Below are 22,366 nucleotides of genomic sequence, written 5' to 3'. Positions count from 1 at the left end.
TTATTCAAATCCCATTTTAATCAAACAATCCATGACGCCGTCTTCATCATTTGTCTTTTCACTGAGCAGCTTCGCCTTGGCAATCGTTCTTGATGAGCCGTTTTTCATCGTTACCGATATACCGGCACTCTGTAATAGCATTTCATCGTTGGAATTATCGCCGAACGCGATGATATTCTCCATTGTGAGCCCCAGCTCCTGTAAAATCCAATCCACGGCATTTTTCTTACTGACATTGCTGTGACAGATTTCTGCGGCAGTGCGATTTACCACCACAAAGAAATGATATTTCATCTGATAAGTGTTTTGAATATATTCCATAAATGGATTCAGTCTTCCGCAAGGTGTCAGATAGACGATCTTATGTACCTGATCCGGCGACATTTCCTCCAAATTACGGACAAAATGAATAGAATGAAGCAGGGAAATCAAATATTCCAGCTTATGTGAGGCAAACGGTTTGATGATTTTCGTGAAGATTTTCAACAGCGGCAGAATAAAACGGAAAAGTCCAACGGTCTGACAATAAAAATCATCACCGATGCGCATATGTACTGATAAGCCATAATCCAAACCGGTGCGGATCAGCATCTGGGCTTCTTCCTTATCCAAAGCGGAAAATGCTTCGCGATGACCCGTTTTCAGATTGTAGACGGTTGCGCCGTTGGAGGTAACTAGAAAGCCTCCGTAGTGTTCCATTTGCAGCTGCGCCGCATAATCCACAATTTCTTTACGATAGCGGCTGGTAGCGAGGACCAGACGGTAACCGTTTTTCTGTAACTGAATCAAATACTCACAGGTTTCCTTACTGATTGTTTTATTATCACGGAGCAGGGTGTCGTCGAGGTCGCATACGATGACCTTTATTTTGGTAATATCCATTTGTGCGTACACCTGTCTTTCCTAAAAAAACAGTATGACGAGGGCATACTGTCAAGCAAATTCATTTTAGTATTTCATGGGGTATTTGTCAAATAACTTTTGAGAGGTAAAAATATTCGGTTGCATGTTTCAGAATATTGTGCTTTAATATACATGCCTTTTTATCAAGAGACGGAGGAGAGAGTCAGCTCGTGGATCCCGCGCCAACCTGCCAAGGCAAGGTGGTACTGCTGACAGCGATAAGAGAGAACGTAATGATATGGATACTGTCTTCTCTACCGCGGGAAGGCATTTTTTATACGAGGAGGGTTATTATGAAGAACTACATTTTTACATCAGAAAGTATTACCGAGGGTCATCCGGATAAAATCTGCGATCAGATTGCGGATAGTATTTTGGATGCGGCGCTTACGCAGGATCCAAATGCGAAAATGGCAGTAGAAGCGACGATCAAGGATGATTTTGTCTTGATTTACGGTGAAGCGGATACGAAAGCAAAGCTGGATTATGAAGCGATCGCAAAGGCGACGATCAAGGAAATCGGTTATACGGAAGATTATCAGGTCTGTGTGCATGTGAATCACCAGTCAGCGGAAATTCATCAGGCAGTCGTCCAAAACGGCGGAGAAATCGGCGCTGGTGATCAGGGGCTTATGTTTGGTTTTGCTTGTGATGATACTGATAACTATATGCCGGCTCCGATTGACTATGCACATCAATTGGCAAAGCGTTTGAGTGAAGTCAGAAGAAAAGATAATCGGCTTCGCCCGGATGGAAAGACGCAGGTTTCCGTAGAATATGAAGATGATAAGGTGAAGCGCATCGATACTATTGTGGTATCAACCCAGCATGCGGCAGCGGTTTCACAAGAGGAGCTGGCACACGTAATTATGGAGGAGGTTATCAAACCGGTAATTGATGAAAAGCTGATTGATGAGCATACGAAATACCTGATCAATCCAAGCGGCAGCTTTGTACTAGGCGGTTCCTTTGGCGACAGCGGTACGACCGGCCGTAAGATCGTTGTCGATACATACGGCGGCATGGGCCGTATCGGCGGGGGATGCTTCTCATCTAAAGATCCATCCAAAGTAGATCGCAGTGCGGCTTACTACGCCCGTTATGTTGCGAAAAATATCGTAGCGCATGGCTATGCCCGCAAATGTGAGATCCAGGTTGCTTATGCGATCGGCAAAGCGAAGCCGGTATCCATCATGGTAGAAACATTCGGTACCAACACCGTATCTCATGGTGAAATTTTGGAAATCATCGACCGCAATTTTGATTTCTCTGTAAGCAATATCATCAAGGAGCTGGATTTATGCAAGCCGATTTATAAAAAAACTGCCTGCTACGGTCATTTTGGCCGTGATGAATTTAGCTGGGAACAGATCATTGACTTAAAATAACGGAAAGAAGCAGCTGCGGCGCTTCTTTTTTCTTAGGATTCTTGGTAAAATAGGTAGATAAAAAGGAAGAATAAGGAGGTATGACTATGTGGGGCATTATTGCGACATGGCGAATGGCGATTGAAGGAATTGAAGAAGCGGGAAGACGGCTGGATGATGGTGCTGAAAGCGGGGATGCACTGGAAGCGGCCATCCGTATTGTCGAGGATTATCCGTTTTATAAGTCTGTCGGATATGGGGGACTGCCGAATGAGAATATGGAGGTTGAGCTGGATGCAGGATTTATGGATGGTGATACCCTCGATGTCGGTGCGGTAGCGGGGATACGTGATTATGCCAATCCGGTATCAATCGCGCGATTGTTGTCTAAAGAAAAGGTGAATAACTTTCTCGTCGGAGCAGGTGCGGAAGCGTATGCGCATAAACACGGTTTTGAACGTAAAAATATGCTGACGGATCGGGGCATTGCTCATTATCAGAAACGCAAAAAAGAAACGGTCGATAAAGGTCTCAGTCCGTACAGCGGTCATGATACAGTCGCAATGGTAGCGCTGGACGAGCATCAGAGCATGTGCGCGGCAACATCCACAAGCGGTCTTTTTATGAAACGGCCTGGTCGGGTCGGGGATTCTCCGATGTCCGGATCCGGTTATTATGTGGATAGTGAAGTAGGAGGAGCTGGTTCAACCGGGCTTGGTGAGGATATCATGAAGGGCTGCGTATCCTATGAAATTGTTTCAAAAATGCGCAGCGGTATGCATCCGCAAACAGCCTGTGAGCAAGCGTTGAATCAATTTGAAAAAGCGTTGATCCGCCGCCGCGGTAAAAGCGGGGAAATGTCATTTGTGGCAATGAACAATAAAGGAGAATGGGGCGTTTCTACCAATGCGCCTGAATTCAGCTTCTGTGTCGCCACGAAGAAGGAAGCGCCGATCGTTTATCTGTCACACCGCGATGAAGCCGGTCACTGTCATCATGAGCCTGCCAGTGAGGAGTGGCTGGAAGCGTATGCAAGAAGAATCAAAGCGCCGATTATATAAGGCATGTGATGAGCTGTTTCCGCAGCTCGTCAAAACCCTTCAGGAAATTGTATCGATTCCCAGCGTAGAGGGAAAACCGGCTTTGGATGAACCGTTTGGCAATGCGGTGGCCAAAGCACTGAGGGCAGCCTTGCAAACTGCGGAATCACTGGGCTTTAAAACCGATTATGGCAGCGGCCATGTCGGCTATGCACAGTTGGGCGCACAAGCTGATTATGTAGCGGCATTAGGTCATTTGGATGTTGTGCCCGAAGGCAAGGGCTGGGTTCATGATCCTTATGGCGGTATCATCGACGAAACGAATAATTGTATGTATGGCCGCGGTGTACTGGATAACAAAGGGCCGATTTTGAGCTGCCTGTTCGCAATGAAGGCAATATCCCAAGCTCAGCTTCCGCAGCGCCACGCCATTCGAATCCTCTTTGGTACCAATGAAGAAACCGGTTTTCGTGATATACCTGTATATCTGGATAAGGAACGGCCGCCGGTGGCCGGTTTTACTCCGGATTGTAAATATCCGGTAGTCTATGGGGAACGCGGCCGTTTAAAGCTCCGCCTGCTATATCACGGAGCTGATCAGGGTGTTTTTTTTGCCTTTCTTAATTCGTATTTTCTAAGCGGTGATCGTACCGGAAAGGAATTGCATATCGACTGTCATGATCAAGAATTCGGAACTTTGCAGATGGGTGGCTTTCGGATGATTCAGGAGCAAGGCTGTCCGGGCTTTGAGGTTTCTATCCAATACCCTGCCTGCTGCAGTAAAATAGATCTGCTTGCTTCAATTCGGGAATGTCTGATCGCGGATGTAGAACTCATCGAGCTGCTCCATTATGCACCGGTGCGCTTTGCGAAGGACAGTCGGCTGATTCATACTTTGCAAACAGCTTACGAAGAGGTTACCGGGATGGATGGTACGCCGGTTACGACAAGCGGCGGCACGTATGCCAAGGTCATGCCAAACATTGTACCGTTTGGGCCAAGCTTCCCTAATCAAAAAGGAATTGCCCATCTGCCGGATGAATGGATGAGCCTAAAGGACCTTAAAACAAATATGAAGATTTACGCATTGGCATTAGCGATGCTTGCCGATACAGCGGAATTTTAAAAATTCCGTTTTTTTATTTCTGATAAGACGGCGTGCCGGGGAAATGGTTTTATGTTAGAATAATCGTAGGATGTTTAACCAACAAGGAGGGTTATCATGAGTTCAGTATATGAGGAATCTTTAGCTTTACATAAATTACACAAGGGTAAACTGGAGATTCATTCAAAAGTGGCAGTAGAGCGTATGGAGGATTTAGCACTTGCTTATTCCCCGGGGGTAGCACAGCCATGTCGTGAAATTGTCGACGACGAAGAGAATGCTTATGTGTATACCAATAAAGGAAATACGATTGCGATTGTAACTGACGGCAGTGCCGTGTTAGGGTTAGGTGATATAGGTGCGAAAGCAGCGCTTCCGGTTATGGAAGGAAAAGCAGTGCTGTTTAAACGGTTTGCTGATATTGATGCGATTCCGCTTTGCATCGATGTACATGATGCTGAGGGTATTATCACCTTAGTAAAAGCATTGGAACCGACATTTGCCGGTATTTTGATGGAAGATATCAGTGCACCGAAATGTGTAGCAATCGAGCGTACTTTAAAAGCGGAGATGAATATTCCGGTTTTCCATGATGATCAGCATGGTACGGCAATTATCACAATTGCGGCGATTGCGAACATGCTGCGGCTGACCGGTAAGAAGAAAGAAGATTTACGTGTTGTTACCTGCGGCGTAGGAGCGGCGGGCAGTTCGATTATTAAAATGATGCATGACTTTGGGATTCGTCATATTGAGGCGTTCAGCTCAAAGGGACAGATGCATCAGGAAAAGAAAGCACAGTATGATTTTCTGAAACAAGAGCTTTTGCAGTATGTCGATCAGGATGGTCTGCGCTTTGATACAATGGCTGATGCAATGGTCGGTGCTGACGTATTTATCGGTGTCAGTGCACCGGGACTGGTGAATAAAGATATGGTGGCATCGATGAATGAAAAATCATGCGTACTTGCGATGGCAAATCCGACTCCGGAAATTATGCCGGAAGATGCGCTGGCTGCCGGTGCTTATATTGTGGGAACCGGCCGCAGCGATTATCCGAACCAGGTAAATAATGTATTGGCATTCCCAGGATTATTCCGCGGTGTGTTGGATGTGAAAGCGACTAAAATTACCGAGGGCATGAAAATGGCAGCGGCGATGGCACTGGCTGATTTGATCAGTGATGAAGAGCTTGATCCGGAACATATTATTCCGACAGTATTTGATCCACGGGTTGCCCCGGCAGTCGCAAAGGCGGTTGCCGCTTGTGCGAAAAAAGAGGGAAATGTCAGATGAGTGAAGCGGAGTATCGAATAGAACGAGATTCACTTGGCGAGGTACATGTACCGTTTGACGCGCTGTATGGCTGTCAAACGGTACGGGCGACACAAAACTTTTCGATCACCCATATGAAGACGCATCCGATGATGATACGTTCGCTAGGTATGGTGAAGAAAGCCTGCGCAAAAGCAAATTGTATCTGCGGCCACTTAGATGAGGAACGCACCAATTATATTGTGTCGGCATGTGATGAGGTCATTGAAGGAAAACTTGATGCGTGGTTTATCACCGATGTTATCCAAGGCGGAGCCGGAACCTCGGTCAATATGAATACCAATGAGGTAATTGCGAATCGGGCAGCTCAGCTGGCCGGTAAACCATTAGGACAATATGATTATATTCACCCTAATGATCATATCAATTTCGGACAGTCGACCAATGATGTATTTCCGACAGCCGGGAAATTAACCTGTTTATTTTTAGTGGAAAATCTCTTGGAAGAAATTATGCTTCTTCAGGAAGCGCTGCTCGATAAAAGCATCGAATTTAACGATGTGATCAAACTGGGCCGAACGCATTTACAGGATGCTGTACCGATTCGTATGGGTCAGGAATTTCATGCGTTCGCAACTGCTTTTGTCCGGGATATACGAAGAATTAAATTGGCGTTTTCCAATCTGAAATCGATCAATATGGGAGCGACTGCCATCGGCACCGGAATCAATGCTGATGAAGATTATAAGCGTATCTGTGTCAGTCTGCTGTCCGATATCTCCAACGTCGATTTAACCAGTGCCCGGGATTTGATCGACGGAACGCGCAATGTCGACCCGTTTGTTTGGGCGCACAGCTCCTTGAAAACGTTTTGTGTGAACCTCTCGAAAATGTGCAATGATCTGCGTTTGATGGCATCCGGCCCGAAAACCGGGCTTGGTGAAATCATATTGCCTGCCCGTCAGCCCGGTTCCTCGATCATGCCCGGTAAAGTCAATCCGGTCATTCCGGAAGTATGCAATCAGGTGTGCTTTCAGGTGTTCGGCAACGATGTAACCATTCTGAAGGCGGCTGAAGCAGGACAGATGGAACTGAATGTATTTGAGCCGGTGCTTTTCTATAATCTGTTTCAGAGTATTGATATTCTGGCAAATGCCTGTCATACGTTGCGGGTCAATGCAATTAGCGGTATTGTAGCAAATCGCGAGCACTGTAAGGATCTGGTGGAAATTTCACTGGGAACCGCAACTGCGCTGGCACCGCATATCGGTTATGCGAACGCTTCAAAAATGGCAAAGCAGGCACTTCATGAAAACCGTAAGCTGCGGGAATTGATTTTGGAGCATGATTTGATGTCACGGGAAAAGCTTGATGAAGTCTTGAATGTGAAAGAGATGACACGTCCGGGGATACCGGGCATGCATAAGCGGAATTCCAAACCCAAAAAGAAGAAAGAGGAATCATGATGCGTGCTATCCAGGTAAAACAGGTGCAGAATGCAGTATGCACCATGGTACAGAAGATCAATTATCAGTATCCCAGTGATATATATGCCTGTCTGCAAGCTGCGGCAGATAAAGAAACTACACCGATCGGGAAAGAAACCCTGCGGATTCTGCTTGAAAACAGCCGGTTGGCAGCGGAAAAGCATATTCCGATCTGTCAGGATACCGGTATGGTTATCGTTTTTTTGAGAGTTGGACAGGATGTTCATTTTGAAGGCGGAAGCATTCGGGAAGCGATTCAGCAGGGAGTGCGCGATGGCTATGAACAGGGTTATCTGCGGAAATCAGTTGTCAGTGATCCTTTATTTGACCGTATAAATACGAAAGATAATACACCTGCGGTTATCTACATGGATATCGTAGACGGTGATCAGGTCGAGATTGAGCTCTCCTCCAAAGGCTTCGGCTCTGAAAATATGTCAGTATTAAAAATGCTGAAACCGGCGCAGGGATTAACAGGTGTGAAAGAAGCCGTTTTGGAAGCGGTAAAGAATGCCGGACCGAATGCCTGCCCGCCGATGGTTATCGGAGTTGGGATCGGCGGAACTTTTGATTACGCGGCAGTCCTTGCGAAAAAAGCGACGGTGCGTCCGGTGAATGAACCGAATCCTGATCCTCGTTACGCACAGCTTGAACAGGAGCTGTTAAATGAGATGAATGCTTTGCATATTGGTCCACAGGGATTGAAGGGCGATATAACTGCATTTCATGTGAATGTGGAACAGTACCCGACACATATTGCCGGGTTACCGGTAGCGGTCAATATCTCCTGCCATATCACAAGGCATGCCCGGGAGGTGTTATGATGATCAATTTGACGACGCCGCTTACGAAGGATAAAATAAAAGGCTTAAAAAGCGGGGATATGGTTACCATTACCGGTACGATCTACACCGCTCGTGATGCTGCCCATAAGCGGTTGAAAGAGATGCTGGAAAAAGGTGAAACCCTGCCCATAGATTTAAAGGACGCAGTCATTTACTATGTGGGTCCTACACCGGCAGCTCCCGGAAATGTGATCGGTTCGGCAGGCCCTACAACGAGCTCCCGCATGGATGCCTATGCACCCCAGCTGTATGATCTTGGAATGAGTGTTTCCATTGGTAAAGGCTATCGTACAAAACCTGTTTTGGATGCGATTGTCCGTAATCAAGGCGCTTATATGGTAGCGATTGGCGGTGCCGGCGCATACATCAGTCAGTGTATTACCGCTTGTAAAGTGATTGCTTTTGAGGATCTTGGTGCAGAAGCAATTCATGAGCTGCTGGTCGATCATTTTCCAGCCACGGTATGTATAGATGCGAAGGGGCATAATCTTTATGAATAAATATGTTTTGGAGGTTTGCTGCGGCAGTGTATCAGACTGTGTGCGGGCCGAAGCCGGAGGAGCGGATCGCATTGAACTCAACAGTGCCTTGTATATGGGTGGTTTGACGCCTTCTGCGGCAGCGGTTCGCTTGGCTAAGCAAAAGGTACATATACCGATTATCGCGATGGTTCGTCCTCGCGGCGCCGGTTTTGCTTATCATGATACAGAGCAGGAAGTCATGCTTGCGGAAGCAAAAGAACTGCTGGAAGCGGGTGCGGATGGAATTGCATTTGGTTTTTTGCATAAAGACTGCACGATTCACAAAGAAGCAACTAAAGCGATGACTTCACTTATTCACAGCTATCATAAAGAAGCCGTTTTTCACCGTGCATTCGATTGTGTAAATGATCCTTTTCAATCGATAGAAGTACTCATTTCGCTTAAAATCGATCGGGTTTTAACCAGCGGGTTACAGCATAAAGCGATTGAAGGGCTTGATCTGATAAAGGAGCTGCAGTATCGGTACGGTAAGCAGATTGAAATTTTAGCGGGAAGCGGTGTGCAGGCAGAGAATGCCTTGCATATTTTGAGAGTTTCGGGAGTGAGTCAGATTCACTCTTCCTGTAAAAGCTGGAATTTTGATCCAACAACATCATCAAATGGGGTAACCTATGGCTATGCCGATGCACCTCATGAGATGGATTATGATTCGGTATCCGCATCAAAAGCGATAGACATCAAAGCAGCGATTGCGGTTCCAGAAACGATTCATTATCAGCATGTGTTATTTGATATTGACGGCACATTACTGGATAATACCTATTCGGTTATCACTTCATTACAGGATACGTTGCGCTTGATTCTTAAGCGGGAATATAGTGAGGCAGAGCTCTCTTTCTGTCTTGGCATAACCGGGAAGCAGGCGCTGCATCAGTTGGGATGTCCGGATGTGGATGAAGCTCAGCGAATCTGGGATGAGGAGCTGCAAAAATATTTGCATACGGTAACGGTATTCACCGGTATCACGGAAACTGTAAAGAAATTGCATAATTTAGGTATTAGGCTGGGAATTGTATCGTCAAAGACTCGTTCTGAATTTGAGCATGAAATGCGAAATTATGAAATGATGCCATATTTTGATACGGTTATTCTCGCGGATGACACGTTAAAGCATAAGCCAAATCCTGATCCGATTTTGGCTTATTTAGAAAAAACCGGCGCTGATCCATTCAACACGGTATATGTTGGAGACAGTATTTATGACATGCAGTGTGCTGATGCCGCTAAGGTGGGGAAACTTTTGGCATTATGGGGATCACAGCTTAACACATGTGAACTTGCAGATGGATGTCTGCAAAAACCTGCTGATCTCTTTGCACATTTATAAAAAAGCTCACTTTTATAGTGAGTTTATTTTTTTAATCGATTGATTAATTCATTCTTGATTGCTTCACAACTTGTTTCAGTCGCATTATCTTCCGTTATGTATGTAAATGTTTCCTGCCAAGATGCTGCTGTGTATTCGCTGGGATCAATTTCTTCTAATACATGTATTAAACGTTTGCGTTTTTGATCTAATTTCAAATCAGATATGAAGCAGCCAGCTTTTTCAGCTAAATTCTCTAATAATTCTTCCACTAGAATCCCATCCTCTCTTGTTCAGAAACGTATACAAATGTATACGTATTCAAACAATCATAAATGGTTATAAAAACATATGTTTTTATACCGATTTATATCGGAATATACGGAAACTTGTAGCTTCTCAAAATCTATACGTTTATAAATAGAAGCACGTATCGTCTCTAATCATAATTCAATTTTACCAATACATGGAAGAATTTGCAATCTTTTACGCATCTCTATTCGCTTTTGCCGTGATATTTTTTATGGAGATTTTGCAAATTCCAACCACCGGGAGGAATTTGGCGATTACTTCTTCTCTGCGCTCTACAGCATCAGGGCAAAGACGCTGGCAAAGAATTCTGAGCTTTGCCTCGATTTCGTCGATGTTATCGATCAATTCTGCCGATCCTTCTACAATAATGCTTTGATAATGCGTGGTAAAACGTTCCTGAACAATTTTTTCCATACCATCGGTAATGAAAACGGAAACAATTGGATGATTTTTTATATTATTCATTTTTTTGCCGATTTTTTTCGTATGAAAATAGAGTGCATGTTCTTTTTCCATATAAAAACAGTTAATCCCTACCCCATAAGGATTTCCATGCTCATCAACAGTAGATAGGACTCCATAATGACAGTTTCTAAGTATATCCTGTGCCTGTTCTTCTGACAATTTACGATTTGGTATTGCCATCTGTAACGCCTCCTTTTTTCTATACGATAATCGCAGGGAACGAGTTTGTCAATTGAAAGCGCTTCATTTTCCGTCTATAATAAAAAGAGAGGGTGATCTGCATGCTGAAAGTAGCAGTGGTAGAAACCAAAGAGATTGCGAAAGAAGTTATTTATGATCTTCAGGATGTTCTTACGGATTACGATTGGAAATTTTGCTGTTATGCAAGCGTATCACAATTTGTTAATCAGGAAAATCCCCATACAATCGATATTCTGGTGCTGCCGAAGCGGTATAATCGGCAGCGTGTTTATCATGCCCTCATTGAGCCTTATCCAAATATGGTCGTAATCTGCACCTGTGAAAATACTGAGGATGGTATGATTGATCAGATTCTTTACATCAATATTGATCAAATTGAAAAGGAACTTCATAAAAATAAAGGGGAGATCCTGAAACGTCTGAAGGGACGGGATACTCTGTTTTTTCAGTACAATCAGGTAAAAGTGCCGCTTAAAATAATGGATATCATTTATTTGGAGAAAGAAGACAAGCTGGTTGTTTACCACACCCGCCGCGGAGTTTTTAAGGAACGCGGCAGTATCTATGAAAAAGCAGATGTGCTGGCTGCTTATGATTTTATTCGGATTCATAATTCATTGGTGGTAAATATGAACAGTATAGCCTATGTCGATGGGGAGATGGTTGTCTTGATCGATCAGACACGACTGCCGATTTCCCGTTCACGCCGCAGTGAGGTCATCGATAAACTAAAAAAACATGCTATGTAAGAAGCAGGTTTTTCCATAAAGTTAACCGATTTTTCCAGTAGTCTTACACTTATTTGAAGATTGACTATAATAAAAGTAACAACAGATATGAATATAAGAGAGGGATGAGAAGATGACTAATTCATAGATGTTAAATAATTGTATGATAAAGAATCGTACAAGCCGAAAAAAGATAAGCATATTGGACAGAATATGCGGATGTACAGAAGAACCAATAATATAATTATTTAACATAATCGGAAATACGGTGAAGGAGCATCGGAATTGGATGCCTGCGGACGTACAGGTGAAAGATGTACTAGGCAGCAGGAAAGGTTAAAAGTGATTTTAACACTTATGTATCTAAAACATAGGAGCTTCCACTGACAGAATATGAATTTCGCAACATGGAGCAAAAGGAGGCAGTCATTCATTAAGAAAACCGCAAAGAATGCGGAGGAATGATAAACAAGCTGAATTTGAAAGGATTATGATGCAGTGACTCAGTCAGATGATATTGGATAGCGAGGCGGGCAAGGTAGGAAAAATGTCTGCTGGAAACTAAATATTGGAAAATCTGATGAGGATAAAAGTGAATATTCAATAAAAAGCGAGAAATTGTCATAAATTCTCGCTTTTTTAAATGTTCTGCGAATTTGAATATGGTATCCTATATATAACAAATAACATTTACGAGGTGAGAAAATGGATAGAATGCAGCTAAAATACTTTGTCGAAGTGATTGAGTCCGGAAGTATCAGTAAAGCAGCGGCATCGCTGTATGTCAGCCAGCCGAACTTGAGCCGTGTCATGCATGCGATAGAAACAGAAATGGGGAAAGAGCTGCTGATTCGCGGCAATCGAGGAATTATGCCGACGAAAACCGGGGAACAGCTTTATTATTATGCACGTTCTTTATTAAATCAATTTGATTTATTAGAACAATTAAAAAATATAGATGAGGAGGTTGCTTACAGCAAGCTTGCGATTTCTGTTTTTGCGTTATTCATAAAAGATGACTTATTACTGAAATATTATGAACAGGCGAATTCATCACAGTCAGAAATACAGCTAATTGAAACGACCGCAGAAAAAGTTGTTGAAAATGTATCGTCAACTGCCTGCGAGCTTGGTATTTTGGTCTTGAATAGTCATCAGCTGACAGTATTCAAGCGGATCATGGAGATAAAGGATATTCATGTAGACGTATTGGATGAAGGACCACTGAGCATTCACCTCAGTGAAAAGCATCCTTTGGCAGTACAGGATGAGGTATCGGCGGCTCAGCTTTTGCCGTATCCTTATCTGCATATCCCAGATGATTTCTATTCTAATTTAAGTCATCCGCTGAATGTTGATGGAGTGCAAATTTCCAGCTTTCCCAGAACAATCATCATGAGTAATTATCATTCACTATTGAATATGCTGAATCATACCGACTGCTTTATATTAGGACATCCTTGGCAGAAGACAGAGCTTATGAAAAGTCATGTGAAAACCTTGAAGCTTATCCATAATACCATCAACAAGCATTTAGTAATAATTTATCGAAAAAAGCAGTTATTGTCAGATGAAGCTGAATTATTTCTAAAAATATTCAAAAAAGATTACCATGTATCCTGATATGCGCTTTTTGCATAGCTGACTATGATAATATAAGCATTACTCACTTTTTCTTGCAACGTATATAATAAAGATAGAAATAATCGCGATATGAAAGGGAATGTAGTTCGCAAGAAGGAGAATCTTATGAAAAATCAAACTATATTATCATTACTGACAGCTGGCGCTATCGTTGCCACTTCAGCCGCATCATTTGCCGCATGGGATAACACAACAGGAACAGCAACCGGGAAATTGAATGTTGCCAATCCGGTCGATATCGTTTCTACACCGATTGCTGATTTCACTGCCGGTACACGTACCTTGGGAGCAGCACCGGAATATTCTTCTACGGTTAAATTTAATGTCAAGAGTTCCAGTTTGGTAGATACGTTGTCATTATCCACAGTTATTAAAAAAGCTGACAATACGGTTGTTACTGATAACTTTACCGTTAGCTATGAATAGACAGGTGCTGATAATGGATTAGTCGGTGCTGTTGACAGTAAGATCGTAGATGGAGACAATGATTATACAGTGAAGATTACACCAAATGATACAGCTGAGGCAAGAGCATTGGCTGGGTCTGATTTAACTGTTGAAGTAACCGGCACATTGTCAAAAGCAGGAGCTTAAATTGAAAATACCGCTGCGGCGGTATTTTTCATCTAGTAAAACCGGTCAGAATTCGTTAAAATAACAGTAGACAGGAAAAGGTAACGTATGAAACTGTTTAAGAAAATCATGTCGTGGGTCTCCACTATATTAATTGCGAGCATTCTGATTTATTTTGTGGGAATGTATTTTTGGCCTGATGAAATATCTGAATTTGCCGGTTACCGGTTTTATACGATCCTGACCGGAAGTATGGAACCTACGATTCCCACCGATTCCCTTGTGCTGACAAAACTTGTTCCTGAAGATGAAAAAATAAAACCCAATTCAATTATTACGTTTCATGCCGACCGATTCGGAAATGACATTGTCTTGACGCACTATTTCCGGACAACTGAAAAAAATCAGAAAGGGGAAACCATTTACCGCACCCAGGCTGAGGGTGTCGATAAATATGATGATTATCAAACCAAGCGGAAAGATATCATCGGAACGTATGTAGGCCATGTACCTTTCATGGGAAAAGTCTTTCGGTTTCTGCAAAGCACATGGGGCATCATGACGCTTCTTGCCATACTGGTAATGCTGATCATAAACCGAATCATCAGCATGCGGCTGGATAAAGCGGAGGATAACGGAGATAAGGTTGTCTTTAAGGAAAAGCAGCATCGTCATAAAAGCGATGATCCTAATCAGGGCATTATAATCCGAGATACGGATATGCTGGTTATGAAACACAGTATGCAGATGCGCGGCATCGTTGTGAATCAGACAACGCAGAATATCACCTTTCTGAAAGTAAAAATTAAATTTACGGATAAGGAGGGTCATGTCATCGACAGTGTACCATGGTATATGGTCGGAGCGGAAGGCTTGGGACTCCATGAAGAAAAACGCTGGAGCTGTACCATTGAACGAGATGATCGAATCGAGAAGTGCCAGTTTGAAATTCTATCCTGCCGCCGGTCATGGAAATAGCAGGGCAGTGACAGTGTCGCTGCTCTTTTGTTTGAATAATCACGTTTCTTACTTTTAGAGCGAACGATATTCATCCTATAATATCAAATTGTGCAGGGCATTGGGCTTTTTGTATTTAAGTTGACGTGAAACGCTTAAACCTGTTCATGATATATATTAAAAAGTTACTGAGAAAAGCTCTTCTCAGCAATAGATTGTTTAGTGTTCTGCGTAATTCTCATGTCATGTTGTCGCTGCGCATGAAACCGGACTGCCCATTGTTTTCACACCGAATTTGAAAGAGAACCGAGATGTGGAGCAGATTCTCCCACGATGTGAAAACAGAAACATTTCATCAGAGAATATAGATATTGGCAAAAAAAACAATTTATTTCAAATTTTCAACCGCAATAATCAGGTAAAACTGTTTTTCTTATCCCAATTATGTGAAATATCCTCTATAATAAAAGTATGAAAAGTACGAAAGAGGAGGATCATTTCATATGAAAAAATTATTATGTTTAGCTATGGCAGCTTTGGTGTTAGGAGGATGCGGGGGAGATAAAACAAAAACAATGACTTGCAAGCTGTCAAAAGAACAATCGGGGATTACGACTGAAATCGACATGAAGCTGGAGTATAAGGGAGAGGTTGTAACAAAGCAGATTCAGACCGGAACAGTTAAGACCGACAATGAATCCGCATTGGATATCCTATTTTCTTCTATGGAATCACTTGGATATGCAGATAAAGCTGATGGAATGAAGGGTGTAACATATTCATTAAAAAAGTATGATGACAAAAAAGAAATCGTAGAAAAAATGACGATGGATCTGGAGAAAATTTCTGCGAAGGATTATAATACGATGACAAACAATGCATCCCAAGCAAGCGACAATTTCAAGGTTGGGTTAGAGAAAACACGCGATGGTTTAGAAGCACAGGGTTTTACCTGCGAGGAGTAATAAAATGTTGTTGAAACTGATTTCCCGGGAAATCAGTTTTTTCTTACGTGAATCAAAAGGACTGGGAAGAAAGAAGAATTTTTGGTAAAATAGATAAGTTGTCATAATACCATGCACAATTCTTACCAGAATGATGAAATCGATAGGTAAATACTCGGCCACGAATTTGACCGCATTACTGGTTTCGTTAATGTTGGAATTTTGATATAATATTGGTTACCGGAGGGACACGCATGAGGAATGAAAACTATCTGGAAAATTTCAAAGAACAGCTGCAGAATCATGGTGTCTGTCTGAGCGATCAGCAGTTGAAGCAATTTGCGGAATATGCACAGCTGCTGCAGGAATGGAATCAAAAAATGAATCTAACCGCAATTACGGATGTAGCGGATATTTATGAAAAACATTTCTTGGATTCGATTCTTCCTTCTTTTGATACTTTGATCACTGGAAAACTTTGTGATGTCGGAGCGGGAGCGGGGTTTCCAAGCATTCCGCTGAAAATCGTATACCCGCAGCTGTCGGTAACGATTGTAGAACCGCTGGGCAAGCGAATTTCTTTTTTAACTGCACTGACTCAGGAGCTGGGGCTTTCGGTGGAACTGATCAATGAACGGGCTGAGGATCATGCTTCCGATCGGCGAGAGTATTATGATTTTGTGACGGCCCGAGCGGTAGCGAACCTCGCTATGCTGAGTGAATTGTGTATTCCGCTGGTAAAGCTAAAGGGAACATTTTTGGCAATGAAGGGAAGCGCCGGCACGAAAGAATATTATGAGGCTGAAGCAGGCATTCAGAAATTAGGCTGTCGTCTTGCACATACCTATATAAATACCTTGCAGGATGGTTCAAAGCGAATCAATCTTGAATTTTATAAAGAACATGTTACACCAAAACAATATCCGCGCCCATTTGCGTCAATAAAGAAGCATCCTTTAAGGGGAGGAACAAAATGAAAGAAACAAAATTGATATCCATTGATTTGATTCAACCAAATCCTTACCAGCCGCGCCTTGAATTTGCCGATGAAGCACTGATGGATCTCGCGCAGTCGATTCGGGAGAATGGACTGATACAGCCGATAACGGTGAGAGAAAAGGATCATGCTTATGAAATCGTTGCCGGGGAACGGCGATATCGAGCGATGAAGCTGATCGGACAGACTGAAGTGCCGTGTATCGTTATGGATGCGAGTGAAATTCAGATGGCACAGATGGCGCTGGTTGAAAATGTACAGAGGGAAAACCTGAGCGCAATCGAGGAGGCGAAGGCTTATGTGCAGATTATGAAATATGCAAATCTGACACAGGCTGAACTGGCACTGAAAATGGGTAAATCTCAGTCTTCTATTGCCAATAAGCTGCGGCTGCTGAATCTTGATGAAAATATTCAAAATGCTGTATCATCAAAAATCATCAGTGAACGTCATGCGCGGGCACTGTTGAGCGTTGAGGGTGAAAAGCAGCAGGAAGTGCTTGATAAAATAATAAAAAAAGGTCTGACTGTAGCGCAGACTGAAAAAATGATCAAAGAAGAGAAACATGAAAAAATACATCCGGGAAAGCCCTTGCTAAAGGGCGTTACCCGTAATGTGAAAATAGCGATCAATACGATTCACCAGGCCGTCATGATGGTGAAGCGAAGCGGCTTGGAGCCGCAGGTCAGTGAAGATGAAACGAATGAAGAATATATCATAACCATTCGTTTTCCGAAATAGATAGGACGTGAAGAAATGGGAAAAATCATAGCAGTCTCCAACCAGAAGGGAGGCGTCGGTAAAACCACAACGGCAATCAATCTGGCGGCCGGACTTGGTTATCTGGGAAATAAGGTGCTGCTGGTGGATTTCGATCCGCAGGGCAATGCAACACAAGGGGTAGGTGCAACAACAAAAGACAGCAAGCTGAGTGTTTATAATCTAATTATGGAGGATTATCATCCCCATGATCTGATTCAGCACTTGAGTACTCCGCCGCTCGATATTATTCCGGCCAATATTTCATTATCCGGAGCGGATCTGCAAATGGTGAAGTTTGAAGCTGGTAAGGAACAGCTGCTGAAAAATAAATTAGATACCGTAAAAGAAGAATATGATTATATCATCATTGACTGTCCGCCTTCTTTGGGCTTGTTGAATACCAACGCGCTGACGGCAGCTGATTCAGTGATGATTCCAGTGCAGTGTGAGTATTATGCCCTGGAGGGAGTCACGCAGCTGCTTTTGACCATCCGTCTGGTTCAGCAGCTGTTTAATAAAGAGTTGATGATAGAAGGTGTTGTGCTTACGATGTATGATGCGCGCACCAAATTGAGCGTAGAGGTTCAGCAGGAAGTCCGCAAGCACTTCAAAGATCGAGTATACCGCAGCTATATACCGCGTAATATCAAGCTGTCGGAAGCACCTTCCCGCGGTATGTCTATTTTTGAATATGATGTGCGCTGTGAAGGCGCCAAAGCATATGCCGGACTTGCAAACGAAGTCGTAAAAACGAATGAGAAAAGAGGGTGAGGTAAATGGCTAAGAAAAATGATGCCCGTCTCGGTCAGGGACTCAGTGAAATATTCGGCATGAATATTGATTCGGTGCTGGAAGATATTCAGCAGGGCAAAAGCGAGCTTTCAAACAGCAGCGGAAAAATTGAAATTTCTGTAGATGAAATCAAAGCCAATCCCTATCAGCCCCGTAAGGATTTTGATGATGACAAGATTCATGAGCTCGCTGAATCTATTCGCCAGCATGGTGTATTTACTCCGATTTTGGTAAAAAAAGCGGTAAAGGGATATGAGCTGGTAACCGGAGAACGCCGTTTACGGGCAAGTCGTCTTGCCGGATTAGAAACGATTCCGGCCATCATTGTTGAATTTGATGATCAGCAGATGATGGAAATTGCCCTGCTTGAAAATATTCAGCGTGAAGACCTAAACGCAATCGAAGAGGCAACCGCTTATGAGAAGCTGATTCGCAAATTATCTTATACCCAGGAAGAGCTTGCATCCCGCATTGGTAAATCGCGTGAACATGTAGCCAACATGCTGCGGCTGCTGAAGCTGCCGAAAAAGGTACAGCAATTTGTTATTGAAAAAGAATTAAGCATGGGTCACGTACGTGCGCTGTTGGCTTTAAAGGATGAAAAGCAAATGGAAGCAGTAGCTAAAAAGGCTATTCATGAAAAGCTTTCGGTTCGGGCAGTAGAGGCATTGGTAAAAAAGGTTAATGCCCCCGCTGCTGAAGTAAAGGAAGCAAAGACTGAGGATGTAAATCTTCGTCCGGTACGGCTGCGGCTGCAGGATAAATTTCAGACACAGGTACATATTGATGAAAAACAGATCAGTATTCGTTACCGCGGAGTCAGTGATCTAAATCGCATATTAGAAATCTTGGATTGCTTAGAAGAGGAATAGGCGCATATGCAGCGCTTTTCTTTTTTATCATTCTGACAAAGTTTTAAAGAACGCCGGCTTTACCGCTTCCAAATAGTTATGAATTTCAATATCGCTGATTCAAATTCACGTCAATCAAGAATTTGCGATAAGTAAAAATGCATATGCTTCGTGAATATATATTGAGGAATTTTTTGTATTGAACTTTAGGTAACAAATTTATATCCTGTTAAAAAAGGCTGTCTGCTGTCAGACAACCTTTTATAATCTTTTATTTATTTTTTAAGACATTGCGGCGAATAAACTGTATGGTAACATCTAATCCATTCTCCTTCACCCGCAGCAAAAGCTCTTCAATCAGAGCCATCGTATTTTCATGCATGACCACATGGCTTTTACCGTTCATTAAATATTCATAGGCACTGGCATCTGTGCAGGCCTGCTTTAAATATATTTGGGTAGCCGCAATCCGGTCACAGAACATTTCTACAACATAGGGGATCGGCATTTCCAGCGGTTTAATACCATCATATGCATTATCGAGCCAGTATTCCCAGTGATGTTTATTTCTGCCCTTGTGATGAAGCCATCCCAGTGAATATCCCTTTACCTCTTTTTCTCGATCAATAGGACTTCGGTTTCCTTGAAAATATCTTACCCCTGACCAGAATTCAACCGGGCTGTATTTTGACAGATCGTGTAGCAAACCCTGTTTGTATAATCCGCAGCGGAAACAGAGCATCGTCACTTTCCATTTATGTCGGGTTATTGTTTGTAAATGGCCCCAAAATTTCCGCATTCTTCATCACCTTTCATTTCTCCCTATTTTATCATACGATTTTGCGGAAAACAATGAAAGGTCATACTCCCATGAAGGGTTTATAAAATATCATGTTATAATAAAGTAATCTGAATAAATGCAGTGGAAAGCTGATATATATAGGGAGAAAGATATGGAAACTAGACCGGAATTACATACGGGATTAAGCAAAGAACAATTTCTTCAGTACTATTATCTGTTGGAGGAATTAAAGGGCTTTTGTCGGAAAGAAGGTTTAATGACAACCGGGAGTAAATCTGAAATAACGAAACGAATCGCACATTATCTGGAAACCGGAGAAAAGCTGACGAGCCCTGTCAGAAAATCACCAGCAGGTAAGTTAATCGAAAATATCACCAGAGATACTAAAATTGAGAAGAATATTCGATGTTCACAAATACATCGGGCATTTTTTGAAACAGAAATTGGCCCTAAATTTCATTTTTATTTGGCGTTTCAAAAATGGCTGAAAGCAAACGCCGGCAAAACTTATGCAGATGCGATCCTTGCGTATGATGAGCTTCAAACCAAGAGCAAGCATCAAAAGACCATTATTGATCGTCAGTTTGAATACAATACGTATATCCGAGATTTCTTTGCGGCAAACCAGGGGCTGTCACTAGAGCAGGCGATCCGCTGTTGGAAGTATAAGAAGGGACTCCCTGGAAGCAATCATTATGAGGAAGCTGACTTGGATGTTTTGAAGAAGCAGGATGAAAACTAATGATTGAATATAAAGCTGTTATGATTGATATCACGATGATCATTTTGGTAAAAAGCATTTACTGTATCAAAACGATGAAATGATTCAGTATATATAATCGTTGCGTGAAGCGGATCTATTATCTGGAATCGACTTATTAAATTTGGCAGATCGAAGAGCATCTGCCTTTTCTTATATTTGACGGGTTTTAATAAATACATTTACTGGACAAATATGGTCATAATAAAACAGGAAGAATTGCCGATACCACGATATAATGGATAAAAAGGAGTGATAGTATGGAATGGATCGAGGTTATTCAAGGTGCGATCAATTACATCGAGGATCATTTGTTGGAGGATATTAATGCGGATGAGGTTGCTAAGCAGGTTTATACATCCTCAGCATACTTCCAGAAGATTTTTCGGATTATCACCGGTATTACATTTGGTGAATACGTCCGCAGCCGTAGATTATCTCTGGCGGCGGAAGAAATTGCCCGGGGCTCTATGAGAATAATTGATATCGCCTCAAAATATGGATATGAAACTCCGGAGAGCTTTACCAAAGCCTTTGTGCGTTTTCACGATATGACACCCTCGGCTGTCCGCAAATCGGCAAGCAGAATGCGGTACTTTTCTCCATTACGAATTCAAATTAATATCGAAGGAGGAACAATTATGTCTCGTAGACTCATACCCAATGTAGAGAAACTATATGATACGAAAACAGAGAACTATATGTTTCCCAGCTGTATGCGTTCTTTGATGGCTTCTCTGAATGAAGATGAAGGTTATGATTTTTCGTTTTTTGCCGGAGTGACTGGTGATCTTTTCAATATGACATGGCTGGAGCCGAAATGGCGTTATAATGATTCGTATTCCAATGTCTGCAAGGATTCACAGATACCGATACGCAGAGCCTTTGATGCCTGCGGATATGCGTATTCCTATCATGCGCATGAGGAAATCATCACCCATAAGAAGGAATTTACCAAACGTATTATGGATTCAATCGATCGCGGTATTCCGGTCCTTACCTTTGGAATAGTCGGTCCGCCGGTTTGTTCGATCATTAGCGGTTATGCTCAAGACGGTGATATTTTAATCGGATGGTCACAATTTACCGGAGAGACGCAGGATGATGAGATTTTCGATCATGTGTTCTCAAGTAACTATTTTCAAGTGAAAAACGATCTTCATCAATCAGAAGCTTTGATTTTTATCGGCCCTAAAAAAGCAAATCCAAGCATTGCGGAAAGTATTAGAAAATCGCTGAAAAATTTAATTGAGATAAAAAAATTGGAATCTACAGATGAAATTATCTTGGGAGGAAAGGCATTTCAGGCATGGGCGGATTCACTGCGGTGCGATGAGTTGTTTCAAGATGAAGCGATGCTGGAGGGAGCGTTGGATACCTACCGCAGCTGTGCTGTACAAGTTGGGACAAATCTATTTTATATGGATGACTACTTAAAACGAGCGATGACATTATGTCCGGATCTCAAAAATTTCATCAGTCATCTAGCAGAATTGTTTATGAAGGAGAAAATAGCTTTTGATAAGGTTATAGAATTTCAAGGCGGCTATTTCTTTGAGAAAGATCGGCATGCGCTTCTGGATAAGGATTTCCGATATACTTTAGCTGAGTATGTCAAAGCGGTAGGAGCGCGTTATGAAGATGTGATTTCCTTTGTATCGAGTTATCCGATGATAAGCTGAAAGTTAATCATTCAGCACAAAATAGA

At 42.6% G+C, this 22,366-nt stretch carries 23 protein-coding genes and 1 riboswitch; of the genes, 19 read left to right on the top strand and 4 right to left on the bottom strand.

Features of this window, described 5'->3' with window-relative positions; all coding sequences use genetic code 11:
- On the bottom strand, positions 1 to 882 hold the full coding sequence (locus GSF08_RS01105) for a Cof-type HAD-IIB family hydrolase (protein ID WP_160624032.1): 882 nt from the start codon (positions 880 to 882) through the stop codon (positions 1 to 3).
- 158 nt (positions 883 to 1,040) lie between these two features.
- Positions 1,041 to 1,128: riboswitch (SAM riboswitch) on the top strand.
- A 68-nt stretch (positions 1,129 to 1,196) separates the two neighbouring features.
- Here GSF08_RS01105 and metK point away from each other — a divergent pair.
- From metK to GSF08_RS11690, 8 genes are all read left to right on the top strand, one after another.
- On the top strand, positions 1,197 to 2,291 hold the full coding sequence (gene metK / locus GSF08_RS01100) for a methionine adenosyltransferase (RefSeq protein WP_160624031.1): 1,095 nt from the start codon (positions 1,197 to 1,199) through the stop codon (positions 2,289 to 2,291).
- A gap of 86 nt (positions 2,292 to 2,377) precedes the next feature.
- On the top strand, positions 2,378 to 3,331 hold the full coding sequence (locus GSF08_RS01095; protein WP_160624030.1) for a glycosylasparaginase: 954 nt from the start codon (positions 2,378 to 2,380) through the stop codon (positions 3,329 to 3,331).
- Positions 3,300 to 4,436 carry a Sapep family Mn(2+)-dependent dipeptidase gene (locus GSF08_RS01090; protein ID WP_249805795.1) on the top strand — a complete coding sequence of 379 codons (1,137 nt, stop codon included), beginning with the start codon at positions 3,300 to 3,302 and terminating at the stop codon, positions 4,434 to 4,436. Before GSF08_RS01095 ends, GSF08_RS01090 begins: the two co-directional genes overlap by 32 nt.
- Positions 4,437 to 4,532: 96 nt before the next feature.
- The gene (locus tag GSF08_RS01085; protein ID WP_160624028.1) at positions 4,533 to 5,711 is read left to right on the top strand and encodes an NAD(P)-dependent malic enzyme; all 1,179 of its coding nucleotides are present in this window, start codon (positions 4,533 to 4,535) and stop codon (positions 5,709 to 5,711) included.
- Complete coding sequence (locus GSF08_RS01080; RefSeq protein WP_160624027.1) at positions 5,708 to 7,156, top strand: aspartate ammonia-lyase; 1,449 nt, start codon at positions 5,708 to 5,710, stop codon at positions 7,154 to 7,156. The genes GSF08_RS01085 and GSF08_RS01080 overlap by 4 nt, the downstream gene beginning before the upstream one ends.
- Positions 7,153 to 8,001, top strand: coding sequence for a fumarate hydratase (locus GSF08_RS01075; RefSeq protein WP_249805793.1), 849 nt, complete (start codon positions 7,153 to 7,155; stop codon positions 7,999 to 8,001). The genes GSF08_RS01080 and GSF08_RS01075 overlap by 4 nt, the downstream gene beginning before the upstream one ends.
- Positions 7,998 to 8,522, top strand: coding sequence for a Fe-S-containing hydro-lyase (locus tag GSF08_RS01070; RefSeq protein WP_160624026.1), 525 nt, complete (start codon positions 7,998 to 8,000; stop codon positions 8,520 to 8,522). Before GSF08_RS01075 ends, GSF08_RS01070 begins: the two co-directional genes overlap by 4 nt.
- A complete protein-coding gene (locus GSF08_RS11690) occupies positions 8,515 to 9,891 on the top strand; it encodes a copper homeostasis protein CutC (RefSeq protein WP_160624025.1) in 1,377 nt (458 codons plus the stop codon). Before GSF08_RS01070 ends, GSF08_RS11690 begins: the two co-directional genes overlap by 8 nt.
- 23 nt (positions 9,892 to 9,914) lie before the next feature.
- Here GSF08_RS11690 and GSF08_RS01060 read toward each other — a convergent pair whose 3' ends face one another.
- Positions 9,915 to 10,142 (bottom strand): hypothetical protein, encoded by a 228-nt coding sequence (locus GSF08_RS01060; protein ID WP_160624024.1) that lies wholly within the window; start codon positions 10,140 to 10,142, stop codon positions 9,915 to 9,917.
- Between the two features lie 214 nt (positions 10,143 to 10,356).
- Positions 10,357 to 10,827 (bottom strand): pyridoxamine 5'-phosphate oxidase family protein, encoded by a 471-nt coding sequence (locus GSF08_RS01055; protein ID WP_160624023.1) that lies wholly within the window; start codon positions 10,825 to 10,827, stop codon positions 10,357 to 10,359.
- 101 nt (positions 10,828 to 10,928) lie between these two features.
- Here GSF08_RS01055 and GSF08_RS01050 point away from each other — a divergent pair, with 101 nt between their 5' ends.
- The 9 genes from GSF08_RS01050 to GSF08_RS01010 all read left to right on the top strand — a co-directional run bounded on the left by GSF08_RS01050 (position 10,929) and on the right by GSF08_RS01010 (position 19,117).
- Positions 10,929 to 11,597, top strand: coding sequence for a LytR/AlgR family response regulator transcription factor (locus tag GSF08_RS01050; RefSeq protein ID WP_160624022.1), 669 nt, complete (start codon positions 10,929 to 10,931; stop codon positions 11,595 to 11,597).
- A 684-nt stretch (positions 11,598 to 12,281) separates the two neighbouring features.
- Positions 12,282 to 13,199 (top strand): LysR family transcriptional regulator, encoded by a 918-nt coding sequence (locus tag GSF08_RS01045; RefSeq protein WP_160624021.1) that lies wholly within the window; start codon positions 12,282 to 12,284, stop codon positions 13,197 to 13,199.
- 126 nt (positions 13,200 to 13,325) lie between these two features.
- Entirely contained in the window at positions 13,326 to 13,646 is a 321-nt protein-coding gene (locus GSF08_RS01040; RefSeq protein ID WP_160624020.1) for a hypothetical protein, read from the top strand.
- Between the two features lie 255 nt (positions 13,647 to 13,901).
- Positions 13,902 to 14,771 (top strand): S24/S26 family peptidase, encoded by an 870-nt coding sequence (locus tag GSF08_RS01035; protein WP_160624019.1) that lies wholly within the window; start codon positions 13,902 to 13,904, stop codon positions 14,769 to 14,771.
- A gap of 482 nt (positions 14,772 to 15,253) precedes the next feature.
- Entirely contained in the window at positions 15,254 to 15,715 is a 462-nt protein-coding gene (locus tag GSF08_RS01030; protein WP_160624018.1) for a DUF1307 domain-containing protein, read from the top strand.
- A gap of 233 nt (positions 15,716 to 15,948) precedes the next feature.
- On the top strand, positions 15,949 to 16,671 hold the full coding sequence (gene rsmG, locus GSF08_RS01025; RefSeq protein ID WP_160624017.1) for a 16S rRNA (guanine(527)-N(7))-methyltransferase RsmG: 723 nt from the start codon (positions 15,949 to 15,951) through the stop codon (positions 16,669 to 16,671).
- Positions 16,668 to 17,432: a nucleoid occlusion protein gene (gene noc, locus GSF08_RS01020; protein WP_160624016.1), complete on the top strand. Its 765-nt coding sequence runs from the start codon at positions 16,668 to 16,670 to the stop codon at positions 17,430 to 17,432. The genes rsmG and noc overlap by 4 nt, the downstream gene beginning before the upstream one ends.
- A gap of 15 nt (positions 17,433 to 17,447) precedes the next feature.
- Complete coding sequence (locus GSF08_RS01015) at positions 17,448 to 18,224, top strand: ParA family protein (protein WP_160624015.1); 777 nt, start codon at positions 17,448 to 17,450, stop codon at positions 18,222 to 18,224.
- 5 nt (positions 18,225 to 18,229) lie between these two features.
- A complete protein-coding gene (locus GSF08_RS01010) occupies positions 18,230 to 19,117 on the top strand; it encodes a ParB/RepB/Spo0J family partition protein (RefSeq protein WP_160624014.1) in 888 nt (295 codons plus the stop codon).
- A gap of 250 nt (positions 19,118 to 19,367) precedes the next feature.
- Here GSF08_RS01010 and GSF08_RS01005 read toward each other — a convergent pair whose 3' ends face one another.
- Positions 19,368 to 19,895 carry a DUF5662 family protein gene (locus GSF08_RS01005; protein WP_160624013.1) on the bottom strand — a complete coding sequence of 176 codons (528 nt, stop codon included), beginning with the start codon at positions 19,893 to 19,895 and terminating at the stop codon, positions 19,368 to 19,370.
- Positions 19,896 to 20,049: 154 nt separating this feature from the next.
- Between GSF08_RS01005 and GSF08_RS01000 the strand changes: the two genes are divergently transcribed.
- Entirely contained in the window at positions 20,050 to 20,640 is a 591-nt protein-coding gene (locus GSF08_RS01000; protein ID WP_160624012.1) for a DUF6434 domain-containing protein, read from the top strand.
- 278 nt (positions 20,641 to 20,918) lie between these two features.
- On the top strand, positions 20,919 to 22,340 hold the full coding sequence (locus GSF08_RS00995) for a helix-turn-helix domain-containing protein (RefSeq protein WP_160624011.1): 1,422 nt from the start codon (positions 20,919 to 20,921) through the stop codon (positions 22,338 to 22,340).
- The last annotated feature ends 26 nt before the right edge of the window (positions 22,341 to 22,366 follow it).

This window comes from Copranaerobaculum intestinale, from assembly GCF_009831105.1.
Taxonomy (GTDB): Bacteria; Bacillota_I; Bacilli_A; order Erysipelotrichales; family Erysipelotrichaceae; genus Copranaerobaculum; species Copranaerobaculum intestinale.
This window is presented reverse-complemented; position numbering and strand designations above follow the sequence as displayed.